Below are 24,602 nucleotides of genomic sequence, written 5' to 3'. Positions count from 1 at the left end.
AACGAATCGCCTTGGTGCAGCAGAATATCAACGCGATGTGCCGGGGCACGATGGCCTCAGGAAGGCGCTTTCAAGATTTCTCAATTGGCCGGCGGCGAACGTACCCGGCGGCTGAGCGAATCGATGACGCGGAGAATAGAAAAGTGAGATGCCGTGCGGCTTGCGCCCGTTCGAGAATCGGAAAATTCGATGAAGAAACGGCGCGCCTCGTCCTATCGCATCTTCATCCCCGTCTTTCTACGGGCCCGCGGTTTGTTCGAGTGCACAGTGGCGTTGCAGATGCTGGGTGCTAGGTGCGGATGCGAGTAAAACAAGGTATTATCGCAGTGGTTGTGAGTGCTGAAAGACCTCTGCGGTTCCGCGTGTGGAACCGGCCTCTGCGTGAATTAGCTGCGCCGGGCCAGCATGAGAAAATCGCCGCGCCACCCGATGATTACCGTCGTGACCGCGGCAATCGCGATCTTGCCGGCGAGCCACGCCGGCTCGGTCGGGATCGCGCCGAGTGATCCGATCACGATTGCGGCCACCAGCGCCTGCATCACCAATGACCAGCGCGGGAACGCCTCAAACCGCAAGGTAGGGCCGAGCGCCACCAGAATGGTTGCGAGCGTGGCAACCGAGGCACAGTTCACCGCCCCTCGCGGCGACAGGCCGGCCGACACCGCGGCCAGCGAGCAGGCCGCAACGCTCGCGAGCTGGCCGGCCGCAACGATGACAAGCCTGGTGGCGAGCTTTTCCAGGTGGGGCACGACCGCGATGGTCGCCTGCAGATGAGTATGCAGGAAATAGAATGCAGCGACCGCGGGAGCCGTCTCCCGGAAGCCCTCCAGGCTCGCCTGCGGCACCAGAATACGGGCTGCGTCCGGAATAAAGCCGACAAGCCCGCCGAGCAGCACGAGAGTCGTGCAGATCATGAATTCGAACATCCGTCGCGCCGACTGAACGGATTTTGCGACGCCTCCATGTTCGAAGTCATTGACCACCTCGGGGTAGCTTACGGTGTGGATCGCGGCGTTGAGAACCCAGAACGGACGTTGCAGCAGATCGAGCGCAATCGAAAATCCGGCGCCGGCCCCGGTCGCGCCCAGCCGGCCGACGATGATGACCCTGAGCAGCACCGGCACCGACAAATGGATCACGGACGCGCCAGCCGCGAGCATGCCGTAGCGGGAGAAATCTCGCCAGTCGGCAAGCATCGTCCGCAACGGAACGCGCTCCAGAGGCGTGCGATAGGCGACGAGGCCGGCGAGAAGGCCGAGCGTATGCCCCGACGCAATACCAAGCAGCGCCGCTTCCGCCGTTCCCGCGATCGCTGCTCCCGAGGCGGCTCCGGTCAGAAGCGCGGTGGCGCGCAGAGCAAGAAGAATCGAGGCGGTCCCGAGTCGGTCGGAGAGGCGGACCGACAGGAAATAAAGATCCGTCAACCCCTGAAGCACGGATATGGCCAAGCCCAGCGCGATGATCCCGGTCGGCAGCCCGCTCGTCAGAGATGCGCAGCTTCCGATCACGACGAGGGCGCCCGCACTCGACAGGCCCGCTGCAAAGAGCGACCACCTCAGTCGAGCCACATCGTTCGCCCCGGCTGCCGCCAGAAAGCGCAGTCCGGCGAGCTGCAGCCACTCGAACATCAGGACGCAGAGCAGTTGGCTCGAGGCCAGTGCGAACGAAAAATTGGTGTAATCGGCAGCGGGCAACAGATGGCTGATCGCGAAGATCAGGACGATCGCCGCGGCGCTCTGATAGAAATAGCCCGCGAACGCGAACAGGCGTGTCATCTCGGAATGAGGCGCTCCTTGCCGACCGCCGGTGCTTGCGACGCCTCGGCTCCCGGCGTGTGCACACGCGACATCCGTTGCTCGCGCAGTTGCTCATACAGGTTCTTGTACGACGACAGCACGTCGGAAAAGATCCACTTGTTGGTATCGGCGATGAGGCGCCTGCTGATTTCGTCGATCTTGTGCGGGTCGGCCGCGACGGCGAGCATGCTCTTGGTCAGGGATTTTGGATCGGCTTCGGTCAGCCAGCCCGTCACTCCCTCTTCGATCACCTCGGGCATGCCACCGAAGCGCGTTCCGAGCAGCGGACGGCCGGCGGCCTTGGCGTCAGCGACAACCAGTGGACCGGGATCGTGCCAGATCGATGGGGCAACCACCACGTCGACCTGCCTGTAGAAGTCGTCCGGCGACACAAAGCCCATGAACTCGATTCGCGCATCCGGCGCGAGAGTCCTGAGACGTCGTTGTTCCTCGTCACTGACACGGCCGGCGATCATCATGCGAATGCGGTCGCGGGGGAGCAGGGCAAGCGCGCGCATCAGGTTATCGATGCCCTTTTCCTCCGTGAGGCGCCCGATGAACCCGAACGTCACCTCCGTCGTACAGATAGGACGGGGTGAGGGCGCATGCGGCGGCTCGGTCGAGGCGTTGCGGATCACGGTGCGAATTGGCGTCTCGGCGAACATGCCCAGGTCGGTATGAATGGACAGGACGCGCTCGCTCACGCCGACCACGGCGCTGAGCCAATGCGTGGCGCGTTTGCGATGATAGGTCAAAATTCCGCAGCTCGTACAAGTACGCTCGCACGACCGTCCGTTGTCGAAGCGAGAGCATCGCGGACAAGTCAGATAATAATCGTGAAGCGTATGAAGCACCGGAACGCCGAGCCGTGCGGCAACCCGCCAGACCGCGGTGGTGAGGCCCGACAAGTTGTTGGAGTGCAGCACGTCGGGCTTGAAAGCGCCGATGCGCTCGGCGATTAGTGGCGCCTGGAGCTGCCAGTCGTCGACCGCATGCCAGATGCTGCGCAAGGCGACGTTCTTCTGTTCGGCGAACGGCAGATAGACGTTCTGCACCGGAGCGGAATAGACGTTGATGCCGTTACAGCTTTCGCGAGCCTGCTCCGGTGCGGATGCGGCGCGGATCACTTCCACCTCGTCGCCGCGTTGCACCAGCCCTTCGGCGAAACGTCGCGCGAAGATTTCTGCGCCGCCGACGATCTTTGGCGCCTGAGGGGTCGGATAGAGCGTGGATGTCAAAAGAACTTTCATCGCGTCAACCTCATGTCTGCAATCAAATCTACCGCCCTTTCCGAATCTCCAGAGCGGGAATGGCACTGTTGTTGGCCGCAATCAGGACCGGTGTGCTCGAAACGGGTATCCATATCCCGGAGGCTGGCCTCGCGGTCGGGTCGCATGGCGTTGCAAAACTTGCTTGCTGATCGCCCTTGAGCCGGACCTCGTAGTTTCGGTCTGGCGCCTCGGACCAGACGGCTATTCTGCCGCCAGACGTTGTCGATGCACCGATCGACACGACGCCGCTGGCGAGCTCACGCCGTTCGGCACTCAAGCTGGAGCGAATGAAGGCCCAAGCACCCTGGGCCGCACAGGCGGCCGGCTTTGCCGAATTGTCGAAACGATAGAGCCCAAGATTGTCCTCCAGCTCGGACGGATTCTTTCCACTGTCCTTGAGCTCATATAGCCAGAGTCCCTTGAGCCAGCGTGTCGCAGTCGAGGCCCACAGAATGAGCTGCGCCGTGTTGTCGGCCTGAGCCTGTTCGCTGACGCCGCACTTGTTGCTGGCCGTGGTCCAGCCGGACTCGGTCACATAGATCGGAAAGTCCGGGTTTCCGCTGGCCTGACCGACGAGCCGGTGAAACGCCGTGAGCCGGTCGATGATTTCGGCGGACGTGCGCTTGGCCGGCCCCATGCAGAAATTGTAGAGATGGATCGAAGCGCCGTCAGCGTACTGCAGAATGCCGGTCTGCAGCATCTTCTGCGTCCATGTCCAGCCCGGGTCGTCGCCGAGCGCCCCTACCAGGAAAGGCGCATCCGGCACCGCCTGCTTGACTGCCGGGCGCGCTGCCTTCGCCAAGGCCAGGTAGTTCTCGGCTGAGAATGAAGGGTCCTTCTTGGCTGCCAGATTCCACTCGTTCCAGAGTTCGAAGATCGGGCGCTGCGGCGCTACTGATCGCGCGGCCGCTGCCGCATAGTCCGCGAACCGCTGCCGGGCTTCGTCCGTCGTCGGGGGTGACGAGTTCGGAACGAGGTGATGACCGAATGCAAGGATGAGGAGCGGCCGGGCGATGCCGGACTGAACCTGCGCGTCGAGCCTGCCCAATCGCGGCGTGAAGCCCATCCGACGGCCAGGCAATTCGAAATCAGACCAGGGAAAATCATCGCGGAAGGCGTTAAAGCCCAATTGCTTGATCTGACCGACGTTCACGGAGGGCACGTAGCCTCGCGAACTGACCGGCCCTCCCAGTCCCTGATGGGTGCCGATACCCAACAGGAATCTGCTCTCAAGCGTTTGAGCCTGTTGAGCGCATACCGGGACCGACAGACAAACAGACGCGATGACGCTCGCGATCCAGAGCAGCCGGTTGCGACCCAAGGTGCGGTGGCCTGCCATCGCCTGGATCATACTCGTCATCATGTCTCGCCTGCCGCAACTCACCTCAAAAAGGCTTCGAGAGGTCCGATTGCAGCGCCACGTTCTGCTCGACTCCGCTTTTGTTGTCGTCGAGGAGTTCGACATAGACCTGATGCAACTGGCGGTGTGTCTTCTGGACGTCATAAAACTGCTTGAAGCGATCGTAGCCGCGTTGACCCAGGACCTTGAGATCCAGATCGAGCATCCGTCGGAAGCCGTCGATGAGAGGTTGAACGGCGACAGGTTCGCAAAGCACGCCGGTGACGCCGTCAACGACGATTTCAGGGAGCGCTCCGCTGTGGAAGGCCAGGATGGGCTTGGCCGCGCGCATCGCTTCCAGAGCGACGAGGCCGAAGGCCTCCCATCGTGACGGGATGACGACGAGATCGGCCGCCTCCAGCTGAGTCTCGATTTGCTGACGATCCAGCCAGCCTAGCAGCGAGACGTTGGCGGGAACCGCAGCTCCGTCGAACTTGTTGACGACGGAGGCGCCGACAATGCGAACATCCAGGACGTCTTCGAGGGATCGTGCGGCCTCGATCAGGAGATCGAAGCCCTTCTGTCGATCAAGCCGACCGATGAAAAGGACCTTGGCCTTCTTTGAAGTCCAATTCGTCGCAACGCCGTGCGGCAGCGGGCGGCTCTTGGAGATGCCATTGTGCACCAGGGTCAGACGGTCAGTCGGAATTCCCGCCCGGACCGCTTCATTGAATTCATCGCCGGAAATGCAGATGATACGATCCGACGTGCGGGCCAGAAGAGTCTCTGCAGCTTTTGCCGCCAGATGGCTCAGGCGGCCGGTTTCTCGCGAGAATGCCCAGCCATGCGGGCAATAGACGACGCGAGGACCTTCAGAACGAGCGGCCAACGCGGGCCTGAGAACGAGTCCGGCAAACGACGAATGGAGATGCATCACGTCAGGCTTGAAGGCGTCGAGCGCCTGCATGCTCGCCCGCAGCATCTGAAACAGTCCGGCGATGCTGCGGCCCGATCTGTCGAAGGTTGTGATCTGGCTATCATCGATTCCGACGAGGTCGTGGCGATGATCCGATGGCACAACATAGTGCACGTTCTCCGCGCCGAAGCTCGCTTGCTGCTGCGGATGCAATTCGTTCAGGTAGCTCGCTATCCCACCCCGGATGGTTTCTGCGACATGCAGCACCTTCACCGCCTGCCTTGCGGAGGATTGAGTTGGGAAGATCGACATGGCGCATCCTTAATTGAGCATCAACGGATGCGATCACATTCCATCCAATCCATAGCGAGATTTAGGCAGCGGTGTGGTGTTGTTGCGCCGCGATGTTGAAGCTCGCTTCCTTCGAAGTCGAACGTGCGTATGGAACTCGCTGGATGCCGAACCGCCGTCGGCGTCGTGCTCGAGCAACTGCGCGCAAAATTTGAGCGCTTCCGCCAAACCGGCGGCGCCTCGCTATGCTCGCGATGCGAGAAAACCCAGCAATGCTCGCGCCGAGTCTTGCCACGAGTATAATGCAAGACGATCCTGTTGCTTTCTGCGCTCCTGATCAGAGATTGCGCCAACTGCCAACCTTTCGAGCATAAGCTGTTGCAGCGCTCGAGCATCGTTGGCGGAAAAATAAGCAGCTGCTTCGCCGCACGTTTCCATCACCGCGTCAGCCGTGGAGGCGATGACCGGACAGCCGAAGATCATGGCTTCCAGTGGCGGGACACCAAAGCCCTCGTATAGAGAGGGAAAGACAAACGCCAGGGCGTGTGCATACAGAGCTGCAATCTCCCCGTCCGCCAGGCGTCCTGCCAGAAGCAGGCCCGATTCGCTCTCGCCCAGATTGTCTTGAAATACCTTGCTGTTATCTCCGCCGACAATGACGAGCGGAACGTCTTTTCGTTCGAGTAGCCGCGCGGCCTCAATTGCAACGGCAAGATTCTTGTTCTTGGTTCTGGAGCCGACAAAGAGAAAATATTTTCCCGGCTGAAGCCCTAGTCGGTCGAGAATACCGGGATCAGGCGTTGTGGACGCGAAATGCTCCGCGCTGTTGGGGAATATCGGAATGTCCGTTTTCGACAGGCCAAGCATTGCAGCCAGTTCATTGCGAGAAAAGGCCGATACGGTCGCGATCGTGGCCCGGCGTGCAAGCAGCCGACCCATCGTTCGGTGGACGGCCAGATAGCGCCAATTGAAGAAATCGGGCCGGCGGAAGACCTGTGCGTCGTGGATGACGACGATATGATCGCGATGAAACACAGGTCCGGCATTGGCCAGACTGATCAGGCGACCTCCAGCGGCGGCGCGCGCAAGTTCAATCTGATCCCAGGCATGTCCGCTCAACCGTCCTATCTTGCGAATCTTGATGCAAGTGAGATTGATCGTTTCGCTCGTCTCGCTCGGCACGAGCAATTGCCACTCTGCTCCTCTGAGGGCAGCGGGCAATTGGTCGGACGCAAGCAAGACATCGATCGCTTTGACCAGTTCGGCGGCATAACGCTGAACGCCGGTCAGTTTTTGCGAGAGAAAGCGGCCGTTGATGAAAAGTTTCAATTGTGTGCCGTTCGGGTTGCCGATGCCACAAAGCGTGATCGCGATGTGTGCTTTCGGACCAAATGTGAGCACGGAAAGAAGCAGCCTGAAGGCACGGAATTATGACGATATCGATCGCATGATCGCGCTGTTCGTTTGATGCTCCCAGGAACACTTGTTGAAAGACTTGGCGGGCAGGCGGGAGCCTTTGTGGACGCGCGTCTGATGTTGCGTCGACCGGCAAGGGACGTCCCCGTCTGGTTAACTTGGGATGGCTGACATCCGAAGCGCCTGGCATTAAGCTTGCCGATGCGAGGGGGATGTTCTCCAATGCTGAACCCTTGCCTCTACCGGTTCAGTCTGGCAATGCGGTATCTGAGGACGAACAACGGAGTTTATTTTGGCCCCCGTGGTGGTTACCGGCGCTGCCGGCTTCATCGGCATGCATGTCTGTGAGCGCTTGCTCGCGCGCGGGGAACGAGTTGTCGGCATCGACGCAGTGACCCCTTACTATGATCCGGCGCTCAAGCGCGCTCGCCTCGAGACGCTCAAGCATGATGCCTTCACATTCCACGAGATCGATCTTGCCGACTTCGCTGCGGTGACGCGTGTGTTCGACGAGGTCTCGCCCGATCGCGTGGTGCACCTCGCGGCGCAGCCCGGCGTGCGCGCGTCGATCGACGATCCCATCACCAGCATCCGCGCCAATTGTGATGGCTTCGTCACCGTGCTCGAAGCCGGCCGGCGCCACGGTCTGGCGCATCTCGTCTACGCCTCCTCGAGCTCAGTGTACGGCGCCAATCGCACCTTGCCGTACTCGACCGAGCATTCGGTCAATCATCCGGTCAGCCTCTACGCCGCGAGCAAGAAGGCCAACGAGCTGATGGCGCACACGTTCGCACATGTTCACAAGCTGCCGGTGACCGGTCTTCGCTTCTTCACTGTCTATGGTCCATGGGGCCGGCCCGATATGGCCGCCTGGCTCTTCACGCGCGCGATCTTTGCGGGTGAGCCGATCAAGCTTTTCAATCATGGAAATATGTGGCGCGATTTCACCTATGTCGACGACATCGTCGAGGGCGTGATCCGTACTCTCGATCGCCCCGCGACGCCGAATCCCGCGTGGAACGCTGAGCAGCCGGAAAACTCGTCGAGCTATGCGCCGTATCGTGTCTACAACATCGGCAACAACTGCTCGGTCAACTTGATCGAGTTCGTCGAGACACTGGAGAAGATCATCGGCAAGCCTGCGATCCGCACGCTTTTGCCGATGCAGGCCGGCGACGTCCTCGAGACGCGTGCCGACATTTCGGCCCTGCAACGCGACGTCGGCTTCACGCCCTCGACGCCGCTGGCGGATGGCTTGGGTCGCTTTGTCGACTGGTATCGAACTTATCACCGCGTATAACCCCCTCTCTTGAGTAGCTCACACGTGTCCCAAAAAATCATCCCCCTGATCATGTGCGGCGGTGCCGGAACGCGGCTGTGGCCGGCTTCGCGCGAGGTGCGCCCCAAGCAGTTCCTGCCGCTGTTCGGCACCCGCTCGACCTTCCAGGACACGCTGTTGCGCGTCTCGGAGGTCTCGCTGTTCGATCGCCCGATCGTCATCACCAATACTTCCTACCGCTTCATGGTGCTTGAGCAGCTCGCCGAAATCGGCATCGAGGCCGACGTGATCCTCGAGCCGATGCGGCGCGATTCCGGCCCCGCGATCGCCGCCGGCGCGGTGTTCGCGCAGAGCCGCGCCAGTGAGGCGATCGTGCTCGCGCTCGCCGCCGACCACGTGGTGCAGGACAATGCGGCGTTCGTCGCCGCGTGCCGCCAGGGCCTCACCGCCGCGAGCGCCGGGCGCATCGTCACGTTCGGCGTCAAGCCGGAGCGGCCGGCGACCGAATACGGCTATATCAGCCCAGGCGAGGTCATCTCCGGCGAGGTGCACGCGGTCGCGCGCTTCGTCGAGAAGCCGGATGCGGTGAAGGCCGCCGATTACGTCAATTCCGGCTATCTCTGGAACAGCGGCAATTTCATGTTCCCCGCCACTGTGTTGCTCGACGAATACCGCAAGGTCGATGCGGCGAGCGTGGAGGCGCTTTCCAGTGCCGTGACCAATGCCGGTCGCGATCTCGGCTTCGTGACGCTGGAGCCCGAGGCGTTCGGCGCGGCCAAGGCGATCTCGATCGACTATGCGGTGATGGAGAAGACCGCGCGCGCCGCGGTCGTGCCGGTGTCGTGCGGATGGTCCGACGTCGGCTCCTGGCACGCGGTGTGGGGATTATCGGACAAGGACGCGCAAGGCAATGCTTCGCATGGCGCCGCCGTGTTCGAGGATTCCCGCAACTGCAACGTCACCACGGACTCTGCGCTGGTCGCCCTCGAAGGCGTCGACGATCTCATCGTGGTTGCGACCGCGGACGCGGTGCTGGTCTCGCGCCAGAAGGATGCCAACGGGCTCAAGCGGCTGGTCACAAAACTCAAGGCGGTCGCACCGAAGGTCACCGAGGAGCATCTCAAGGTGCATCGGCCCTGGGGCAGCTACCAATCGGTCGACAATGGCGAGCGCCACCAGGTCAAGCGCATCGTGGTCAAGCCCGGCGGGCGTCTGTCGCTGCAGAAGCACCATCATCGCGCCGAGCACTGGATCGTGGTCCGCGGCACCGCCCGCGTCACCGTCAACGAGACCGTCAAAAGCGTGCACGAGAACGAGTCGATCTACATTCCGATGGGCGCGGTGCACCGGATGGAGAACCCCGGTAAAATCATGCTGGAGCTGATCGAGGTCCAGACTGGAAGCTATCTCGGGGAAGACGACATCATCCGGATTGAAGACGACTATCAGCGCTCTTGAGCAGAGTGTCGCTCCAACATTCCGTGAACATTTGGAAACTGTCCTGTGAACTGCGATGACCGGAACAGGCTGTCATGACCGACGACACGCACACGATCCGCAGCGGCGGACTCACCGCGACTATCAAGGCGCAAGGCGCGGAGATGTGTTCGCTGGCGACCGATGCCGGCATCGAGTTCGTCTGGCAGGCGGAGCCGGCCTGGCCGCGCCATGCGCCGCTGCTGTTTCCGATCGTCGGGCGCCTCGCCAATGACGAATTAAGGCACCGGGGCAGGGCCTACCGGATGACCCAGCACGGCTTCGCGCGTGACAGCCGCTTTGCGTGGGTGGAACGAGGCGAAAGACGCTGTGTCCTGGTGCTCGAAGACAGCGAGACGACGCGCGCGCTCTACCCCTTCGCGTTCCGCCTGACGGCAACCTATGCGCTCGACGAATCCGGTCTCGATCTTTCACTCGTGATCGCGAACACCGGCAAGGAGATATTGCCGGCCTCGCTCGGCGGCCATCCCGCTTTCAACTGGCCGCTCCAACCGGGGCTGGCGAAGGAGAGCTACGCGCTGAGCTTCGCAAACGCAGAGCCATCGCCCGTCCGCCGTCTCGATGGCGGCTTGCTGCGCCCGGCAACCGAGCCGAGCCCGGTCGAAGGCTCCGTGTTGCCTCTGTCCGAATCCCTGTTCGTCGACGACGCAATCATCTTCGATCGGATCGCGAGCAATTCGGTCCGCTATGCCGTGGAGCAGGGCGCCTCCAGCGGGCCGTGGTTGAAAATGTCATGGCGCGGCTTTCGCGAGCTTGGCGTCTGGTCGAAACTATCGGGCGCGCCGTTCCTCTGCATCGAGCCCTGGCGCGGCTATGCCAGTCCGGCCGGCTTCGACGGCGAATTCACTGACAAGCCGGGCCTGATGCACATCGCGCCCGGGACGGAAGAGCAATTGTCATTTCGGGTTGAGGTTGGATCGTCCTGAGGTGGGACGGTCTGCGCGCATCTGAAGTTCTCAGACCTCGATCCGCGTGAGGTCCTCGCCGAGCACGACAGGACCCGAATAGTCCCGCCTGACATCCGCAAGCAGCGCATTGAGCATGGAATCGTCGGTGCGAGGCCGGTGATGGGTCAGCGCGAGCTTCTTGACGCCGGCGTTGGCCGCGACCTTGCCGACTGTATCGCCGCAGGCGATCGTGAATTTCGCAAGCCGGCGCAGGTGTTCGTTGTCGATCTCCGGCGTGGCGAGGAAGCAGCACTGGACCAGCAGGTCGGCCCCCTCAGCCAGTCGCTCGAGACCGGGGCAGGGCACCGTGTCGCCCGAAATTGCGATGACCTTGCCTTCGGCCTCGAAGCGGTACCCGAGACACATCCAGCGTGCGAGGAAGGCCGGCGACATGTCGAGGCCGTCGCCATGCGAGACGAGTTCGGCGCTGATCTTCCAGCGGCCGGTGTCGAGAACGGGGCCGGGTATAATGTCGGTCGCGACGACTGGTTTCCAGCCGCCGAAGCTCGGCTCACCCTGATCGCGCCAGGCGATGTCCTTGTCGTAGACCTGCGTGACCAGCGTATTGACGAGCCGTTCGGTATCCGGCGGTCCATAGATGCGCAGATCGTCCTTGCGCCCATGCAACCATGAATTGAGCATCACGTCGTAGAGGTCGCCGATGTGGTCGAAATGGTGATGGGTGAGAAAGACCGTGTTGATGGAGCCGAGCGGCACGCCAGCCTTGCTGAGCTGCACCATGACGCCGCGGCCTGCGTCGATCAGGATGTTTTCCTCGCCGAGCCTGATCAGCGTGGTCGTCGCCATGCGGCGCGGGTCCGGGCGCGGGCCGCCGGTGCCGAGCAGGATGACTTCCATGGCGCCACCTCCTGGGGCAGACTTTTCGGGGCGCACAGTAGATTTGAAGCTCTTGGCGTGGCAAGCGGCCGCGGGATGGGCTTCAGCCCGCACAACAGCCGCTCGTACGGGCTCCCGAACATGCTGCGCGAGATGAGAAGTGTGGGCCAATTCATACTTAATCCAGCTGGATCGTGACCAATGTTGTTTGGGCGCGCTAACGCGCCTAGTATTGCAGCAGGCAATTCGAGGGGGCTCGAACAAGTCGTGAATGTACGTTCACAGGGCGGCGCGCTCGGCGACCTGAGCTTCCAGGTCGGCCCACAAGCACACAGGACATCCAACATCGTGGCTGATTCCTCAGGTCAGGAATTGCGTGTCGCTGGCCGGGAGCGACTGATCGTCGTCGAGGACGATCCGGTGACGCGGACGATGCTGGTCGGTTATTTCAGCGAGAACAATTTCGACGTGGTCGGTGCCGGCTCCTGCGCGGAATGCCGCCAGGCGCTGCGGACGCGGACCGATCTCGTCTTCCTCGACCTGCAGCTGCCCGACGGCGATGGCTTCGATCTCGCCAAGGAGATCCAGGCGACCAGCAATGCGGGTATCATCTTCGTGACCCGCCGCGACACCGACGTCGATCGCATCCTCGGCCTCGAGATCGCGGGCGACCACTACGTCACCAAGCCGATCAATTTGCGCGATCTGCTCGCGCGCGCGCGAAGCGTGCTGCGGCGGCGCTCGATCGACCGCAAGGCGGCGCGCACCCACAATTCGATCGCCTTTGGCGACTGGATCATCGACCTGACGCGGCGCGAGCTGCTCGGCAGCGACGGCAAGCCGGTGGCGCTGACGCGCGCCGAGTTCGACCTGCTTGCGGCGCTCGTCGGAGCCGACGGCAGGCCGCTCAGCCGCGACTATCTGATCGAGGTCGTCAGCAACCGCCAGGCCGAGGTCGACATCCGCACTGTCGATGCCCTAGTGGCGAGGCTGCGCCGCAAGCTCGTCGGCAGCGGCACGCCCGTCATCACCACGGTCACCGGAGTCGGCTACAAGCTCGCGTTGAGCGAGCGGCTCTAGACCCGGGCGCAGCACGACATGGTGCCGGCGGCGCCATCGGGTTCAGCCACTGAAACCGACAAGGAACCGAATCGCGAGAAAGGCCGACAAGGCCACGGCGCCGGTCGCGACGATTGCAAACAAAACTCTCAAACTATTGTGCATGATCTCTATTCAGGTTCGGTTTCAAAGTTCGGTTTCAAAAATGTCGTTCGTCCAACCGCTGCTCGTCTCAAGGCAGCAACTCTAATTCTATTGGCGTGATGCCACCCGTTTCCACTTGGCTTCGACGCGAGCCTTGATGAGGCGGACCCGGGCTTCCTGTGCTGCCCAATATGCCCTACTCGCGACCGCCGTGCCTTGACGGTACCGCGCGTAAACGTCCTTCGGCTGTGCCGGTGTCTTTTGACTGTGTGCCGATTTCTGATTGTGCGCTGACTTCGAGACGGTGGGTGCAGGAGTTGGCGCCGGTGCTACATCTGGGACGGCCGCGGCCTGGCTTCCCACATTCGTCGAGTTCATGGAGACAAGACGATTGCGGGCGCGATGACAATAGACCTGGGAGCGCGGAGTCATGGACTCCTCGCCATGACCTGCTCGATATTTCATCAGGGCGCGGCAAAGGTCCCCGCCTGCCAGGCGCCATGCGCGACTGAGGTAGAGAACGCCGTAGTGGATGTTGATATCAGGCTCTGCGAGCTCTGCGTTATTTCCCCGAAATCCGAGCATCGCTGCCGTTTCGGGCCGAACCTGCATGAGGCCGATCTCGCCGACGGTGCCAATGGTGCCCGGATTGTAACCGCTTTCAACGAAGACGACGGCCTCCGCAATGTCCGCGGGCAGATTGGTCTTGGCCGTTTCTCTTTCGATAATTTTTCGAATCGCTGCCCGCGATGCCGGCGTCTCTCCGGCGCCGAGATCTGCATTGTGACCGCCGGCCGCCAACGCCGGTCCCACGTCGTTTAGAGCGCCGTCCTGAGCGCGCACGGAGGTGGATGCCAACCAAAGCACGGCTATCGCAACGTGTGTCCACGTCGCGCGGGCATTGATGTGTGTTCGATCCCGCAGCATCGACCACGTATTATATCTTTCGAGTTAACAACCGATTTTCTGGCGGCCCCGGGGCGCGGTCCGGCTCGGGCGGCCAGCGGCGCATTGAAGTTATCGCGACCGCGAGCTCTGGTCGGTTGATGTGCTTGGCGCAGCCCCGGCCAATTTGTCGTCGACCGCATAGAGCGTGCAGGTGGGCGACCATTTTGTGCAGGCGCCAAGTGAATCGCGCTGGGCGTCGTCGGCGGTCGCGCGCCCCGAACGCCAGCCGTAACCGCCGTTCGGCGACACCGCAAAAGCCTTGTGCGGCATCGTGCTGGCGAGATAGCGCGCGAACTCGGCCTGCGCGGCCTCGCTGAGCTGGCCCGGCGGCGGGAGCGGATCGGGCGGGCTCAGGACGTCGTGGCCGAGACCTCGCTCGCGCAGGAAGGCGTCGAGATATGGCGTCCATTGCGGACGGCTCACCACCGAATAGAGATAGTGGCCATCGTCGCCGTAAGGCGGCGCTGCGACGAATTTCGCGTTGCCGCCGCTGGCGCGAAATCCGTCGTGGAGGCGCCGCGCGAGGTCGGGACCGAAGTAGGAATCGTTGCTGGCGTAGACCCACAGCATCGGCGCGCGGGAGGTTTTGCCGAACGTGGCGAAGGCCTGCACCAGCCCGTTCGGATTGCAGACGTCGTCATCGTCGCGCGAGCCGCGCCCGCCGGCAAAGCTGATCGCGGCGGCGAGACCCGCTGGCGCCTGCGCGGTCAAGGCGACGGTGGCGAACCCGCCGGCGGAATGGCCGGCCGCGATCATGCCCGAGGTGGTGACGTCGGCCCTGCGCACCATCGCCTCGATCGCCGCGCGCAAATCCGCCACCGCGACCGCCGCGGCCGGCAGATAAGCGGCATTCGCGCAGCCCCCGACGCTGTCGACGCGCCCGCCGGGGGAGGTGCCGTAGCCGCGCCGCATTACGATCAGCGCGGCGAAGCCGCGCCGGGCATATTCGAGAGCGATGCCGTAATATTTGTGCGCGGACATCGTCGCGCGATCGTCGAAACTGCGCGGTGAGCCGTGGCTGAGCAGCGCCAGCGGATAGCGCCTGGCCCGGGCCGGCCGGACCAGGAACGCCTCCAGCCCCTGCGGTCCGGCCTCGGCCATCGGGATACGCAAATCCTCGGTGTAGAACTCCGCGGCCGTCGCATCGGGAACGATGCCGGCCATCGCAAGCCAGGCCATCAGAACAACCAGAAGCCTCTGAAACAGCGTCATGCCCCGACTCGAAAAGCCCCGATCGAAAGACCATAGCATGATCTCAGGAACGGCCGCCCCATTGCGGGTGTTGTGCTCTTGGCGGGGGCTTGGCCGATGCTATGGTATCGCGCAATTCTACGACAGGACGAGGTATATTCAGTGGCTGATGTTCATCCCGCGGCGGGCAAGCAGGCCTCGCCGGACGCGCTCACCAACGTTCCGCGGCTGGTGACGGCCTATTTCGCCGGCAAGCCCGATGTCGCCGATCCCGCGCAGCGGGTGGCGTTCGGCACCTCCGGCCATCGCGGCACCTCGTTCAAGACCAGCTTCAACGAGGGCCACATCCTCGCGACGACGCAGGCAATCTGTGATTACCGACGTGAAAAGGGGCTGACCGGTCCGCTCTTTATCGGCATCGACACCCATGCGCTGGCCGAGCCCGCGCTGGTCAGCGCCGTCGAGGTGTTCGCGGCCAACGGCGTCGACATCATGATCGACAAGGACGGCGGCTACACGCCGACGCCGGTGATCTCGCATGCGATCCTGACCTACAACAAGGGCCGCACCTCGGGCCTTGCCGACGGCGTCGTCGTCACGCCCTCGCACAATCCGCCCGAGGACGGCGGCTACAAATACAATCCGCCGCATGGCGGACCGGCCGACACCGATGCTACCTCCGTGATCGAGAGGCGCGCCAATGCCTATCTCGCCGACGGCCTCAAGGGTGTGAAGCGCATCGACTACGCCAGGGCACGCAAAGCCGCGAACGTCCACGCCTATGACTACGTCACACCCTATGTCGCCGATCTCGGCAACGTCGTCGATCTCGACCTGGTCAAATCCGTCGGCGTCAATATCGGCATCGATCCGCTCGGCGGCGCCGCCGTGCATTACTGGCATCCGATCATCGAGCGCTACGGCCTGAAGGCGACCGTGGTGAACGAGGCGATCGACCCGACCTTCCGCTTCATGACGGTGGACTGGGACGGCAAGATCCGCATGGACTGTTCCTCGCCTTATGCGATGGCGAGCCTGATCGCGATTCGCGACCGCTTCGACGTCGCTTTTGCCAACGACACCGACGCGGACCGCCACGGCATCGTGACGCGCACCGGCGGCCTCATGAATCCGAACCATTATCTCGCGACCGCGATCTTCTATCTGTTCGCGCACCGCCCGAACTGGGGCAAGGACGCCGCGATCGGCAAGACCGTGGTGTCGAGCTCGATCATCGACCGCGTCGCGAAAAAACTCGGCCGCAAGCTGGTCGAGACCCCGGTCGGCTTCAAATGGTTTGTCGACGGTCTCCTCACGGGCGGCTTCGGCTTCGGCGGCGAGGAGAGTGCAGGCGCCTCGTTCCTGCGCCGCGACGGCACGGTGTGGACGACCGACAAGGACGGCATCATCCTCGGCCTGCTCGCGGCCGAGATCATGGCGAAGACCGGCCGCGATCCGAGCCAGCTCTTCAACGACCTCACTGCCGAGTTCGGCATGCCCCATTACGCACGCATCGACGTCGCCGCCACCACGCCGCAGAAGAACATCCTGAAGTCCGTCACGCCGGAGCAGCTCGGCCTGAAGGATCTCGCCGGCGATCCCGTCCGCGCCACCCTGAGCAAGGCGCCCGGCAACGGCCAGCCGTTCGGCGGCATCAAGGTCGAAACCGATTTCGGCTGGTTCGCCGCCAGGCCGTCAGGCACCGAGGACGTCTACAAGATCTATGCGGAAAGCTTCCGCAGCCCCGAGCACCTGAAGGCGATTCAGCAGGAGGCTCAGGCAGGGTTGGCGAAGGTGTTCGGGGCGTAGTCGTCGAGCCAAAGCGCCGCTGCCACTGCTCCTCCTGGAGGGAGACTCGCCGCATCAACTGGTGTCATCACCCGCGAAAGCGGGTGATCCAGTACGCCGTGGCGCCAGTTGAGTGAACCAACGACCGCCGCGGAGTACTGGATTCCCCGCTTTTCGCGGGGAATGACAGCGGGACGGGTTTGTATACAAAATTCGCGATAAAGGTATTATAATACGCAAAATCTGCCCTTGAACGAATCCGCCCCTCCGATATTGTATACATAACGTATCCACGAGCCTTGGGAGTGACACCGGTGACAAAACCCTTCCCGATGAACGCCTGGTATGCCGCCGCCTGGGACGCCGATGTGAAGCCGGCACTGCTGCCGCGGACGATCTGCGGCAAGCACGTGGTGATGTACCGCAAGGCCGATGGCTCGGTGGCTGCGCTGGAGGACGCCTGCTGGCACCGCCTGGTGCCGCTGTCCAAGGGCCGGCTCGAAGGCGACACTGTCGTCTGCGGCTATCACGGCCTGAAATACAACGCGCAGGGGCGCTGCACCTTCATGCCCTCGCAGGAGACCATCAACCCGTCGGCCTGCGTGCGCGCCTATCCCGTGGTCGAGCGTCACCGCTACATCTGGCTCTGGATGGGCGATCCCGCGCTGGCCGATCCCGCGCTGGTGCCCGACCTGCACTGGAATCACGACCCGGCCTGGGCCGGCGACGGCAAGACCATCCACGTCAATTGCGACTATCGCCTCGTGCTCGACAATCTCATGGACCTCACCCACGAGACGTTCGTGCACGGCTCGTCCATCGGCAACGAGGCGGTCGCAGAGGCGCCGTTCGACGTCACCCATGGCGAGAAGACTGTCACGGTGACGCGCTGGATGCGCGCCATCGAGGCGCCGCCGTTCTGGGCCAAGCAGCTCGGCAAATCCGGTCTCATCGACCGCTGGCAGATCATCCGCTTCGAGGCGCCGTGCACCATTGCCATCGACGTCGGCGTGGCGCCGACCGGCACCGGCGCGCCCGAAGGCGACCGCTCGCAGGGCGTCAACGGCTTCGTGCTCAACACCATCACGCCGGAGACCGAGAAGACCTGCCACTATTTCTGGGCCTTCGTGCGCAATTATCAGCTCGGCGAGCAGCGCATCACCTCCGAGATCCGCGAGGGCGTCTCCGGCATTTTCCACGAGGACGAGCTGATCCTCGAGGCGCAGCAGCGCGCGATGGACGAGAACCCCGATCGCATCTTCTACAATCTCAACATCGACGCCGGCGCGATGTGGACGCGCAAGCTGATCGACAAGATGATGGCGAAGGAAAACCCGCCGCAGCATCTTCAGGCCGCGGAGTAAGCCGACATGGCCGAGCGTGAGGTCGACCGCTCCGTCTCGCAGACCGTGAAGGCGCAGCTCGCGCTGCGCGACCAGCTCCTCTCGGGCTCGTTGCGCCCCGGCGAGCGCATCTCCGAGCTCCAGGCGGTCGAGACCACCGGCGCCTCGCGCACCCCGGTGCGCATGGCGCTGGTGCGGCTGGAGGAGGAGGGCCTGCTCGAGGCGATTCCCTCCGGCGGCTTCATGGTGAAGGCGTTCTCCGAGCGCGACATCTCCGACTCCATCGAGCTGCGCGGCACGCTGGAAGGGCTCGCCGCGCGCTTTGCCGCCGAGCGCGGCGTGTCCGCGCGCGAGCTCGAGCCGCTGAAGGAGTGCCTCGCCGCGATCGACGAGCTGCTGCGCCAGGTTCCGATCTCGGTCGATGCGTTCTCGTCCTATGTCACTTTGAACGCGCGCTTCCACGCGCTGCTCACCGAATTGTCGCGCAGCCCGCCGCTGATCCGGCAGATCGACCGCGCCTCGGCGCTGCCGTTTGCATCCCCGAGCGGTTTCGTGATGGCGCAATCGGCGCTGCCCGAGGCGCAGCAGATCCTGATCATCGGGCAGGAGCACCACCGCGTCGTGATCGACGCGATCGAGAACCGCGAAGGCGCTCGCGCCGAAGCGGTCATGCGCGAGCATGCGCGGCTCGCGGTGCGCAATCTGCGGCTTGCACTGCGCAACCGGACCCATCTCGACCTGCTGCCGGCGCTCGCGCTGATCAAGTCCGCAACCGATTGAGAGGGGAGTGCCATGCGCTTCATCGAAACCTGGAGTCCGGCGACGCTTGTGTCGACGCGCGATCTCGCGCCGGGCATCCGCGAATTCCTGATCCGGCCGGACCAGTTCGACGGCGCCGCCTATCCGGTCGGCAGCCACATCAATATCAGCGTCACCATCGACGGGCAGCCGGAGACGCGGTCCTATTCGCTGGTCGGGGAAGCTTCGCCGCGGGGTTTAAGGATCGCGGTGCGCCGTGCCGAGGATTCGCGTGGCGGCTCGCGTTATATGTGGTCGTTGCAGCCGGGCGCGCGGCTCGACATCACGACGCCGGCGTCGCTGCTCGCGGTTGACTGGGCACGCCAGAACTACTGCCTGATCGCCGGCGGCATCGGCATCACCCCGATCCTCGGTGCCGCACAGGCGCTGTCGCGGCGCGGCGCCGATGTCACGCTGCATTACGCGGTGCGCTCGCGCACCGAGGCCGCCTATCTCGACGATCTCGCCGCAACGCTCGGTGATCGCCTGGTCGTTCACGCCAGCGATGAGGGCAAGCGGCTCGATCTCGACGCCCTGTTCCCATCGGTGCCCAAGGATGCGCTGGCGCTGTTCTGCGGCCCGATGCGGATGCTGGATGCTGCGCGCCATGCCTGGATCGGCGCCGGCCATCCACTCCCCGATCTCCGCTACGAGACGTTCGGTTCGAGCGGCACGTTGCCGACCGAGACTTTTCGCGTGCGTCTGAAGGGCTCAGATGTCGAGCTGGAGATCCCGCGCGAGCGCTCGATGCTGGATGTGCTCAACGCCAGCGGCCACGATGTCATGTACGATTGCAAACGCGGCGAATGCGGCCTGTGCGCCATCGACGTGGTCGCCGTCGACGGCGAGATCGACCATCGCGATGTCTTCTTCAGCGACCATCAGAAGCAAAGCAACCAGAAGATCTGCGCTTGCGTTTCGCGCGCCCGCGGCACCATCACCGTAGACACGCTGCTCCGGGCGGATGCGATCTGACCGGTTCACGATCCGACAGGGACTGCAGGAACCCGTCTGCCTCATGAGTGTTGATCCGCCGCGGCTCTGTGCCGCGAGTGAAGCCAATGACCAGCCACGGGCAGCCAACTGTTTGCCGCGTTCTCATCGTGGAGGATGAGTACTTCCTCGGGGATGATCTGGCGCGGTCGCTACGGTCGCTCGGGTTCCAGGTGATCGGTCCCGTTTCCGAGCTGCCGGACGCGATGGCTATTCAGCATCCTGCTTTCGACGTCGCGGTGATTGACATCAATCTGCGAGGAGATTCGGCTTATCCGATGGCTGACAAGCTCACGCGCGCCGGCAAGCCTTTTGTCTTCGCGACGGGCTATGGGGCCGCCGCCATTCCGCACCGCTTCGAGCACGTGCCCCGATGGGAGAAACCCTACGACGTCGCAAAACTTTCGGATCACGTCCGCGAGCTCTGCGCCGAACAATCGCCAAACGCTGCTGCCGAATAGAGTCGATGCGCGCTCATTCACACCGCTCGCTGTGCGCCTCGGCCCGGCACGGGTCGATTTCGGTTGGCGAGCAGCCAGCGAATTCTTCTCAGCAGCAGCTGCGGGTCAACGGCTCCACGTCCTGAGCTCTCTCTGCAAAGTCCGGCGGCTACATCGACGGATCGCTCGGGTGTGCCAGTAAGTAACACCGTCAGCTCCGGCCTGTGCTCTCGGACCCACTTCGCGATACCGAAGCCGTCGCCCGCCAATGCTAAATTGGTGATCACGGCATTGATCGCGAAATCCGCGTGATCGAGAACGTCGATCGCCTCATGGGCCGTCACGGCTTCAATCACCCGATACCCACATTCGCGCAAATGCTTCGCGATCGGCATTCGGATGAAAACTTCATCCTCAGCCAGCAGGATCGTACGGGTCGCCGGAGCGCTGCTTAAATCGGTCATGGAGCGGTAACGGGCTGGCACCCGACCCGTTCCTGGCGACGACAGATCGGATCGCCTCGACTATGGTGCGAGGATCGTAGGGCTTCGCAAAGAAGCCATCATGCAGCGTGCTGTCGTCCCGCGGCAGATCGCTGGATGCCAACAGGATCGGCAGGTCGGGAAGTTCTTGCCTCACCGTTTTTGCCAAACCAAGGCCGTTGATTGAGCCGGGAAGCCTGATATCGCTGAAAACAGTCGAAACCCGTGTTCCACCGCGCAACAGGTCAATGGCTTCGTCGGCACTGCCGCATTCGATCACCTCGAAACCTGCACCGCGCAGCTCGTCGGAGATCATCAGGCGTATCCAGATGTCGTCTTCGACAACCATCACGACGTGACGGGGGGTGTCGTTCGGGGCCACTCTCCCGTCCGGCGCTCTGTTCACTTTGGACCTCAATGGGTTAGGGGTGTCCCATCAACTTCAAGGATGCCGCATCGTTCCTGATTCCGCATTGCGCGGATTATGTCGAGTGCTTCGTGCGGCGCTCTTTCACATAGGTTAAGGGCAGATCGCGCGCATTCAGTGTGCCGCACGGTGCAGCTCACGCGCTGCGAGAGCACCTGAGGCATCAAGCACACATGATGGTCTAGGCTACGCCGCGTAAGTCGCCCGAAGCTTCTTCGGATCCAGCAGCGGCAGAACCTGATCCGCCGACACCGGCCGGCTGATGAGATAACCCTGAACTTCGTCGCAACCGATCTGGCGCAGATATTCGAGCTGGTCGGCGGTCTCGACGCCTTCCGCGACCACGCCGATGCGCAGGTCGCGCGCGAGCCCGATCACCGATTTCACGATCGCGGCGCAGTCCGGCTGCACCAGCATGTCGCGGATGAAGGACTGGTCGATCTTGATGCGGCTGAACGGGAGCTTGCGCAGATAGGTCAGCGAGGAGAAGCCGGTGCCGAAATCGTCGAGCGCCACGGTGACGCCGAGCTCCAGCAGCGCGTTGAGGACCGACGCGGCAGAGGCGTATTTCGACAGCAGCATCGATTCCGTGATCTCGATCTCGAGCCGGTGCGGGGCGATCTTCGCGTCCGCAAGTGCCTGCACGATGATCTGGAGGAGGCCGTTGTTGTGAAACTGTGCGGCCGAGAAATTCACGGCGACCCTGATCTCTTCGGGCCACTCGGCAACCGTCGCGCAGGCGCGGCGGACGACCCATTCGCCGATCTCGTGGATCAGCCCGGTTTCCTCGGCGATCGGAATGAACTCGCTCGGCGGCACCAGTCCGCGCTGGGGATGCTGCCAACGCAGCAGCGCCTCGAACCCGGTGATGCGGTTGCCGTTGAGGTCGAGAAAGGGCTGGAACACCAGGAACAGCTCGTCCCTGGCGATGGCGCCTTCCAGATCCGATTGCAGCGCCTTGCGGTCGCGTGACGAGCGGTCGTCGGCTTCCTCGAAGAAACACACCGTCCCGGGTCCGGCCTCTTTGGCGCGGTACAGCGCGGTGTCGGCGTTCTTCATGATGTCGAGTTGCGTGCGGCCGTCACGCGGCGCCAGCACGATGCCGACGCTGGTCGCGCCGACGATCTGGCGGCCCTCGATCTGGAACGGTTCGTCGAAGGCCGCGACGAAGCGCTCGGCGATCTCGAGCGCATCCTCCGGCCGCGCCAGATTGGCCATCACCAGCGCGAATTCGTCACCGCCGATCCGTGCGACATGCTCGGCCGCGCGGGTGCAGCGTTGCAGGCGGGTTGCGATCTGGACCAGAAACTCGTCGCCGGCGGGATGGCCGAACTTGTCGTTGACCTCCTTGAAACGATCGAGATCGAGCAGAAGGACCGCGAATTCCTCGCCGGACAGAACGAGCCGCTTCAAGGCTGCATCGAGCGTTTCGTTGAACGCGACGCGATTGGGCAGATGGGTCAGCGGGTCCTGCCGCACCGTACGTTCGGCCTCGATCTGCCGCATCACGCGCCGTGCGAACGCGATCGAATTGACGAACACGCTGCGCAGCAGCACTGACCCGTAGACCACCACCAGGAAGGCGATCAGCAGAAACGCCGGATCGCCATTCCTGCCGAGGCAGATCGCGATGCCAGCGAAGATCGGGGCCGTGAATGCGATCGCGGCGATCGGGATTGTGGCGAAGGCCAGCGCGCCCCCCGCCAGCATCCCCGAGCAAAGGCAGGTGATGACGAGCTGCCCGCCGGTCGAGGCATTGGCGAAGAATGCGACCGGAACGGTGCCCCAGGCGGCGCCGAGGATGAAAGCATTGCGCACCAGCCGATGCATGGCCCGGCGCGAGACGAATTGCGGTTTGGTGATGCGGCGCGCGGCATGGGATTGCAGGCCGAACGCGATCGCGGCGCCCGCCACGATGGCGGCCCAGATCAAGGCCAGCTTCAAGTCCGGCGAATGCCACAGCGCGACGACGAGCACCCCGGCGTTGCAGGCATTGGCCAGCATGATGCCGACCGAATAGCCGAGCACCAGCGACATCTGTTCGGCGCGGATATGGCCGGCGACGGCTTCGTCGGTTACGGGACCGCCAAAGGCCGACAGATCGCCGGCGAACAGCCGCGCGAAATAGCTGGTCGTTTGAGTCCGCATTCCAGAGCCTGGCAGCTTGGGCCGCTTGTCCAGCCCGGTCCGGAGACTTCGCTGCAAACCTTTGACGAACTATGAATTATCCGAGCTTGCGATGATTGCTCTGACCACTTCTGCGTGTTCGTGGCGTCGTTCGATAACAAATCGATACAAATGCGGCGCCCCGCATTACGGTTGTGACGGCGGCTCGGTGTTCGCCACCAATTCACTGTCATGCCCCGCCACCGGGGTCTCGCCTTCGGCGAGCCCGATGACAGGCTCCGGCGGGGCACCCAGTACGCTGCGGCCTATCCGATCAATCACACCTGTCTCGGAATACTGGATCGCCCAGTCAAGCCGGGCGATGACAGCTTTCCTCTAGGCATCACCGCCCCATCTGCTTGGGGTCGTAATAAAAGCGTTCCTCGACGAGCTCATCGCCCCGCCACGTCTGCCATGCGATCTCGTCCAACGTTCGGATGATGCCTTCGGCATTGGTGAAGCTGAATCTCCAGCGCGTCGCGACATGGTCGCCTTCGATCAGGCTTGGCCCGATGCGCACGGCCCTGACCTCCTTGAAGGCTGCCAGCACGCCGCGCTCCTTGGCCGCGAGCTTGTCGCGTCCGACCAGGGGTTCGGCCTGGTTTTCATAGGTGGCGCCGTCCGGCGCGTAGTAGTCGAGGATCGCGCCGACGAAATCCCCGTCCTCCAATCGGTTGGCGAAAGCTTCGACGACATCACGGCTCGGCATGGCACACCTCACGAGTAAAACCGACTACTAGTCGGTAAATACCGACCGGCGGTCGAAAAGTCAACTGGCTGTCCTGGTCCATTTCGACTACAGCACACCCATGGCAAAACAGGCGGAGCGGCGGGCTGCGACATCGGAGGCGATCCTGACGGCGGCGCGCCGCCTGTTCGGGACGCAAGGCTTTGCCGCGACGACGATGGACGAGATCGCCGAAGCCGCCCACGTCGCCAAGGGCGCGGTCTATCATCACTTCAAGACCAAGGAGGCGGTGTTCGAAGCGGTGTTCGAACAGGTCTCGCGCGACCTCGTCGTGGAGATCGACAGCACGGCCCGTGCCGAGAAGGACGTGCTCGCCGCGATGGTCGCAGGCACCCAGCATTATTTCGCCGCGACCGCCAAAGGCCCGACCGGTCAGATCATCCTGCGCGATGGCCCGGCCGTGCTCGGCTGGGAGCGCTGGCGCGAGATCGACGCCAAACATTTCGGGGGCAAGCTGCCGCGCGCGATCGCGGCGGCGATGGAGGC

22 protein-coding genes are annotated in these 24,602 nt (G+C 63.2%); 10 read left to right on the top strand and 12 right to left on the bottom strand.

Annotation, left to right across the window (positions count from 1 at the left end; all coding sequences use genetic code 11):
• Nucleotides 1-386: 386 nt before the first annotated feature.
• From IVB47_RS28895 to IVB47_RS28875, 5 genes are all read right to left on the bottom strand, one after another.
• Nucleotides 387-1,775 carry a hypothetical protein gene (locus IVB47_RS28895; protein WP_247466390.1) on the bottom strand — a complete coding sequence of 463 codons (1,389 nt, stop codon included), beginning with the start codon at nt 1,773-1,775 and terminating at the stop codon, nt 387-389.
• On the bottom strand, nt 1,772-3,046 hold the full coding sequence (locus IVB47_RS28890) for a glycosyltransferase family 4 protein (protein ID WP_247466387.1): 1,275 nt from the start codon (nt 3,044-3,046) through the stop codon (nt 1,772-1,774). The genes IVB47_RS28895 and IVB47_RS28890 overlap by 4 nt, the downstream gene beginning before the upstream one ends.
• Nucleotides 3,047-3,074: 28 nt before the next feature.
• Complete coding sequence (locus IVB47_RS28885) at nt 3,075-4,430, bottom strand: glycoside hydrolase family 5 protein (RefSeq protein WP_247466383.1); 1,356 nt, start codon at nt 4,428-4,430, stop codon at nt 3,075-3,077.
• A 22-nt stretch (nt 4,431-4,452) separates the two neighbouring features.
• Nucleotides 4,453-5,634, bottom strand: a complete 1,182-nt coding sequence (locus IVB47_RS28880; protein ID WP_247466380.1) for a glycosyltransferase — start codon at nt 5,632-5,634, stop codon at nt 4,453-4,455.
• Nucleotides 5,635-5,856: 222 nt separating this feature from the next.
• The gene (locus IVB47_RS28875; protein ID WP_247466633.1) at nt 5,857-6,942 is read right to left on the bottom strand and encodes a glycosyltransferase family 1 protein; all 1,086 of its coding nucleotides are present in this window, start codon (nt 6,940-6,942) and stop codon (nt 5,857-5,859) included.
• Between the two features lie 379 nt (nt 6,943-7,321).
• On the opposite strand from IVB47_RS28875, the gene IVB47_RS28870 reads away from it, so the two are divergent.
• The 3 genes from IVB47_RS28870 (at nt 7,322) to IVB47_RS28860 (ending at nt 10,731) form a co-directional block, all read left to right on the top strand.
• Nucleotides 7,322-8,329: an NAD-dependent epimerase/dehydratase family protein gene (locus IVB47_RS28870; RefSeq protein WP_247466377.1), complete on the top strand. Its 1,008-nt coding sequence runs from the start codon at nt 7,322-7,324 to the stop codon at nt 8,327-8,329.
• Between the two features lie 24 nt (nt 8,330-8,353).
• The gene (locus tag IVB47_RS28865; protein WP_247466374.1) at nt 8,354-9,766 is read left to right on the top strand and encodes a mannose-1-phosphate guanylyltransferase/mannose-6-phosphate isomerase; all 1,413 of its coding nucleotides are present in this window, start codon (nt 8,354-8,356) and stop codon (nt 9,764-9,766) included.
• A gap of 74 nt (nt 9,767-9,840) precedes the next feature.
• Entirely contained in the window at nt 9,841-10,731 is an 891-nt protein-coding gene (locus IVB47_RS28860; RefSeq protein WP_247466372.1) for an aldose 1-epimerase family protein, read from the top strand.
• 30 nt (nt 10,732-10,761) lie between these two features.
• Here IVB47_RS28860 and IVB47_RS28855 read toward each other — a convergent pair whose 3' ends face one another.
• Nucleotides 10,762-11,610 carry an MBL fold metallo-hydrolase gene (locus IVB47_RS28855; protein WP_247291418.1) on the bottom strand — a complete coding sequence of 283 codons (849 nt, stop codon included), beginning with the start codon at nt 11,608-11,610 and terminating at the stop codon, nt 10,762-10,764.
• A 246-nt stretch (nt 11,611-11,856) separates the two neighbouring features.
• Here IVB47_RS28855 and IVB47_RS28850 point away from each other — a divergent pair, with 246 nt between their 5' ends.
• On the top strand, nt 11,857-12,669 hold the full coding sequence (locus tag IVB47_RS28850) for a response regulator transcription factor (protein WP_247291416.1): 813 nt from the start codon (nt 11,857-11,859) through the stop codon (nt 12,667-12,669).
• Nucleotides 12,670-12,900: 231 nt separating this feature from the next.
• Here IVB47_RS28850 and IVB47_RS28845 read toward each other — a convergent pair whose 3' ends face one another.
• Nucleotides 12,901-13,719 carry a transglycosylase SLT domain-containing protein gene (locus IVB47_RS28845; protein WP_247466369.1) on the bottom strand — a complete coding sequence of 273 codons (819 nt, stop codon included), beginning with the start codon at nt 13,717-13,719 and terminating at the stop codon, nt 12,901-12,903.
• Between the two features lie 90 nt (nt 13,720-13,809).
• Nucleotides 13,810-14,952: an alpha/beta hydrolase gene (locus IVB47_RS28840; protein ID WP_247466366.1), complete on the bottom strand. Its 1,143-nt coding sequence runs from the start codon at nt 14,950-14,952 to the stop codon at nt 13,810-13,812.
• A 141-nt stretch (nt 14,953-15,093) separates the two neighbouring features.
• On the opposite strand from IVB47_RS28840, the gene pgm reads away from it, so the two are divergent.
• From pgm to IVB47_RS28815, 5 genes are all read left to right on the top strand, one after another.
• Nucleotides 15,094-16,740, top strand: a complete 1,647-nt coding sequence (gene pgm / locus IVB47_RS28835; RefSeq protein ID WP_247466363.1) for a phosphoglucomutase (alpha-D-glucose-1,6-bisphosphate-dependent) — start codon at nt 15,094-15,096, stop codon at nt 16,738-16,740.
• A 293-nt stretch (nt 16,741-17,033) separates the two neighbouring features.
• A complete protein-coding gene (locus IVB47_RS28830; protein ID WP_247466360.1) occupies nt 17,034-18,083 on the top strand; it encodes an aromatic ring-hydroxylating dioxygenase subunit alpha in 1,050 nt (349 codons plus the stop codon).
• Nucleotides 18,084-18,089: 6 nt separating this feature from the next.
• Entirely contained in the window at nt 18,090-18,842 is a 753-nt protein-coding gene (locus IVB47_RS28825) for a GntR family transcriptional regulator (RefSeq protein ID WP_247399984.1), read from the top strand.
• A 12-nt stretch (nt 18,843-18,854) separates the two neighbouring features.
• Nucleotides 18,855-19,835, top strand: coding sequence for a PDR/VanB family oxidoreductase (locus tag IVB47_RS28820; protein ID WP_247466357.1), 981 nt, complete (start codon nt 18,855-18,857; stop codon nt 19,833-19,835).
• Nucleotides 19,836-19,921: 86 nt separating this feature from the next.
• A complete protein-coding gene (locus IVB47_RS28815) occupies nt 19,922-20,314 on the top strand; it encodes a response regulator (protein ID WP_035961702.1) in 393 nt (130 codons plus the stop codon).
• Nucleotides 20,315-20,331: 17 nt separating this feature from the next.
• On the opposite strand, the gene IVB47_RS28810 is transcribed toward IVB47_RS28815, so the two are convergent.
• The 4 genes from IVB47_RS28810 to IVB47_RS28795 all read right to left on the bottom strand — a co-directional run bounded on the left by IVB47_RS28810 (nt 20,332) and on the right by IVB47_RS28795 (nt 24,077).
• Nucleotides 20,332-20,757 carry a response regulator gene (locus IVB47_RS28810; protein WP_247466355.1) on the bottom strand — a complete coding sequence of 142 codons (426 nt, stop codon included), beginning with the start codon at nt 20,755-20,757 and terminating at the stop codon, nt 20,332-20,334.
• Nucleotides 20,708-21,157, bottom strand: coding sequence for a response regulator (locus IVB47_RS28805; RefSeq protein WP_247466353.1), 450 nt, complete (start codon nt 21,155-21,157; stop codon nt 20,708-20,710). Before IVB47_RS28805 ends, IVB47_RS28810 begins: the two co-directional genes overlap by 50 nt.
• A gap of 231 nt (nt 21,158-21,388) precedes the next feature.
• Entirely contained in the window at nt 21,389-23,350 is a 1,962-nt protein-coding gene (locus IVB47_RS28800) for an EAL domain-containing protein (RefSeq protein ID WP_247466351.1), read from the bottom strand.
• Nucleotides 23,351-23,711: 361 nt separating this feature from the next.
• Complete coding sequence (locus IVB47_RS28795; protein WP_247357086.1) at nt 23,712-24,077, bottom strand: nuclear transport factor 2 family protein; 366 nt, start codon at nt 24,075-24,077, stop codon at nt 23,712-23,714.
• A 100-nt stretch (nt 24,078-24,177) separates the two neighbouring features.
• Between IVB47_RS28795 and IVB47_RS28790 the strand changes: the two genes are divergently transcribed.
• The coding region (locus IVB47_RS28790; RefSeq protein ID WP_247466349.1) for a TetR/AcrR family transcriptional regulator at nt 24,178-24,602 on the top strand (425 nt) is incomplete at its 3' end.

This window comes from Bradyrhizobium sp. 62 (genome assembly GCF_023073035.1).
Classification (GTDB): Bacteria; Pseudomonadota; Alphaproteobacteria; order Rhizobiales; family Xanthobacteraceae; genus Bradyrhizobium.
This window is presented reverse-complemented; position numbering and strand designations above follow the sequence as displayed.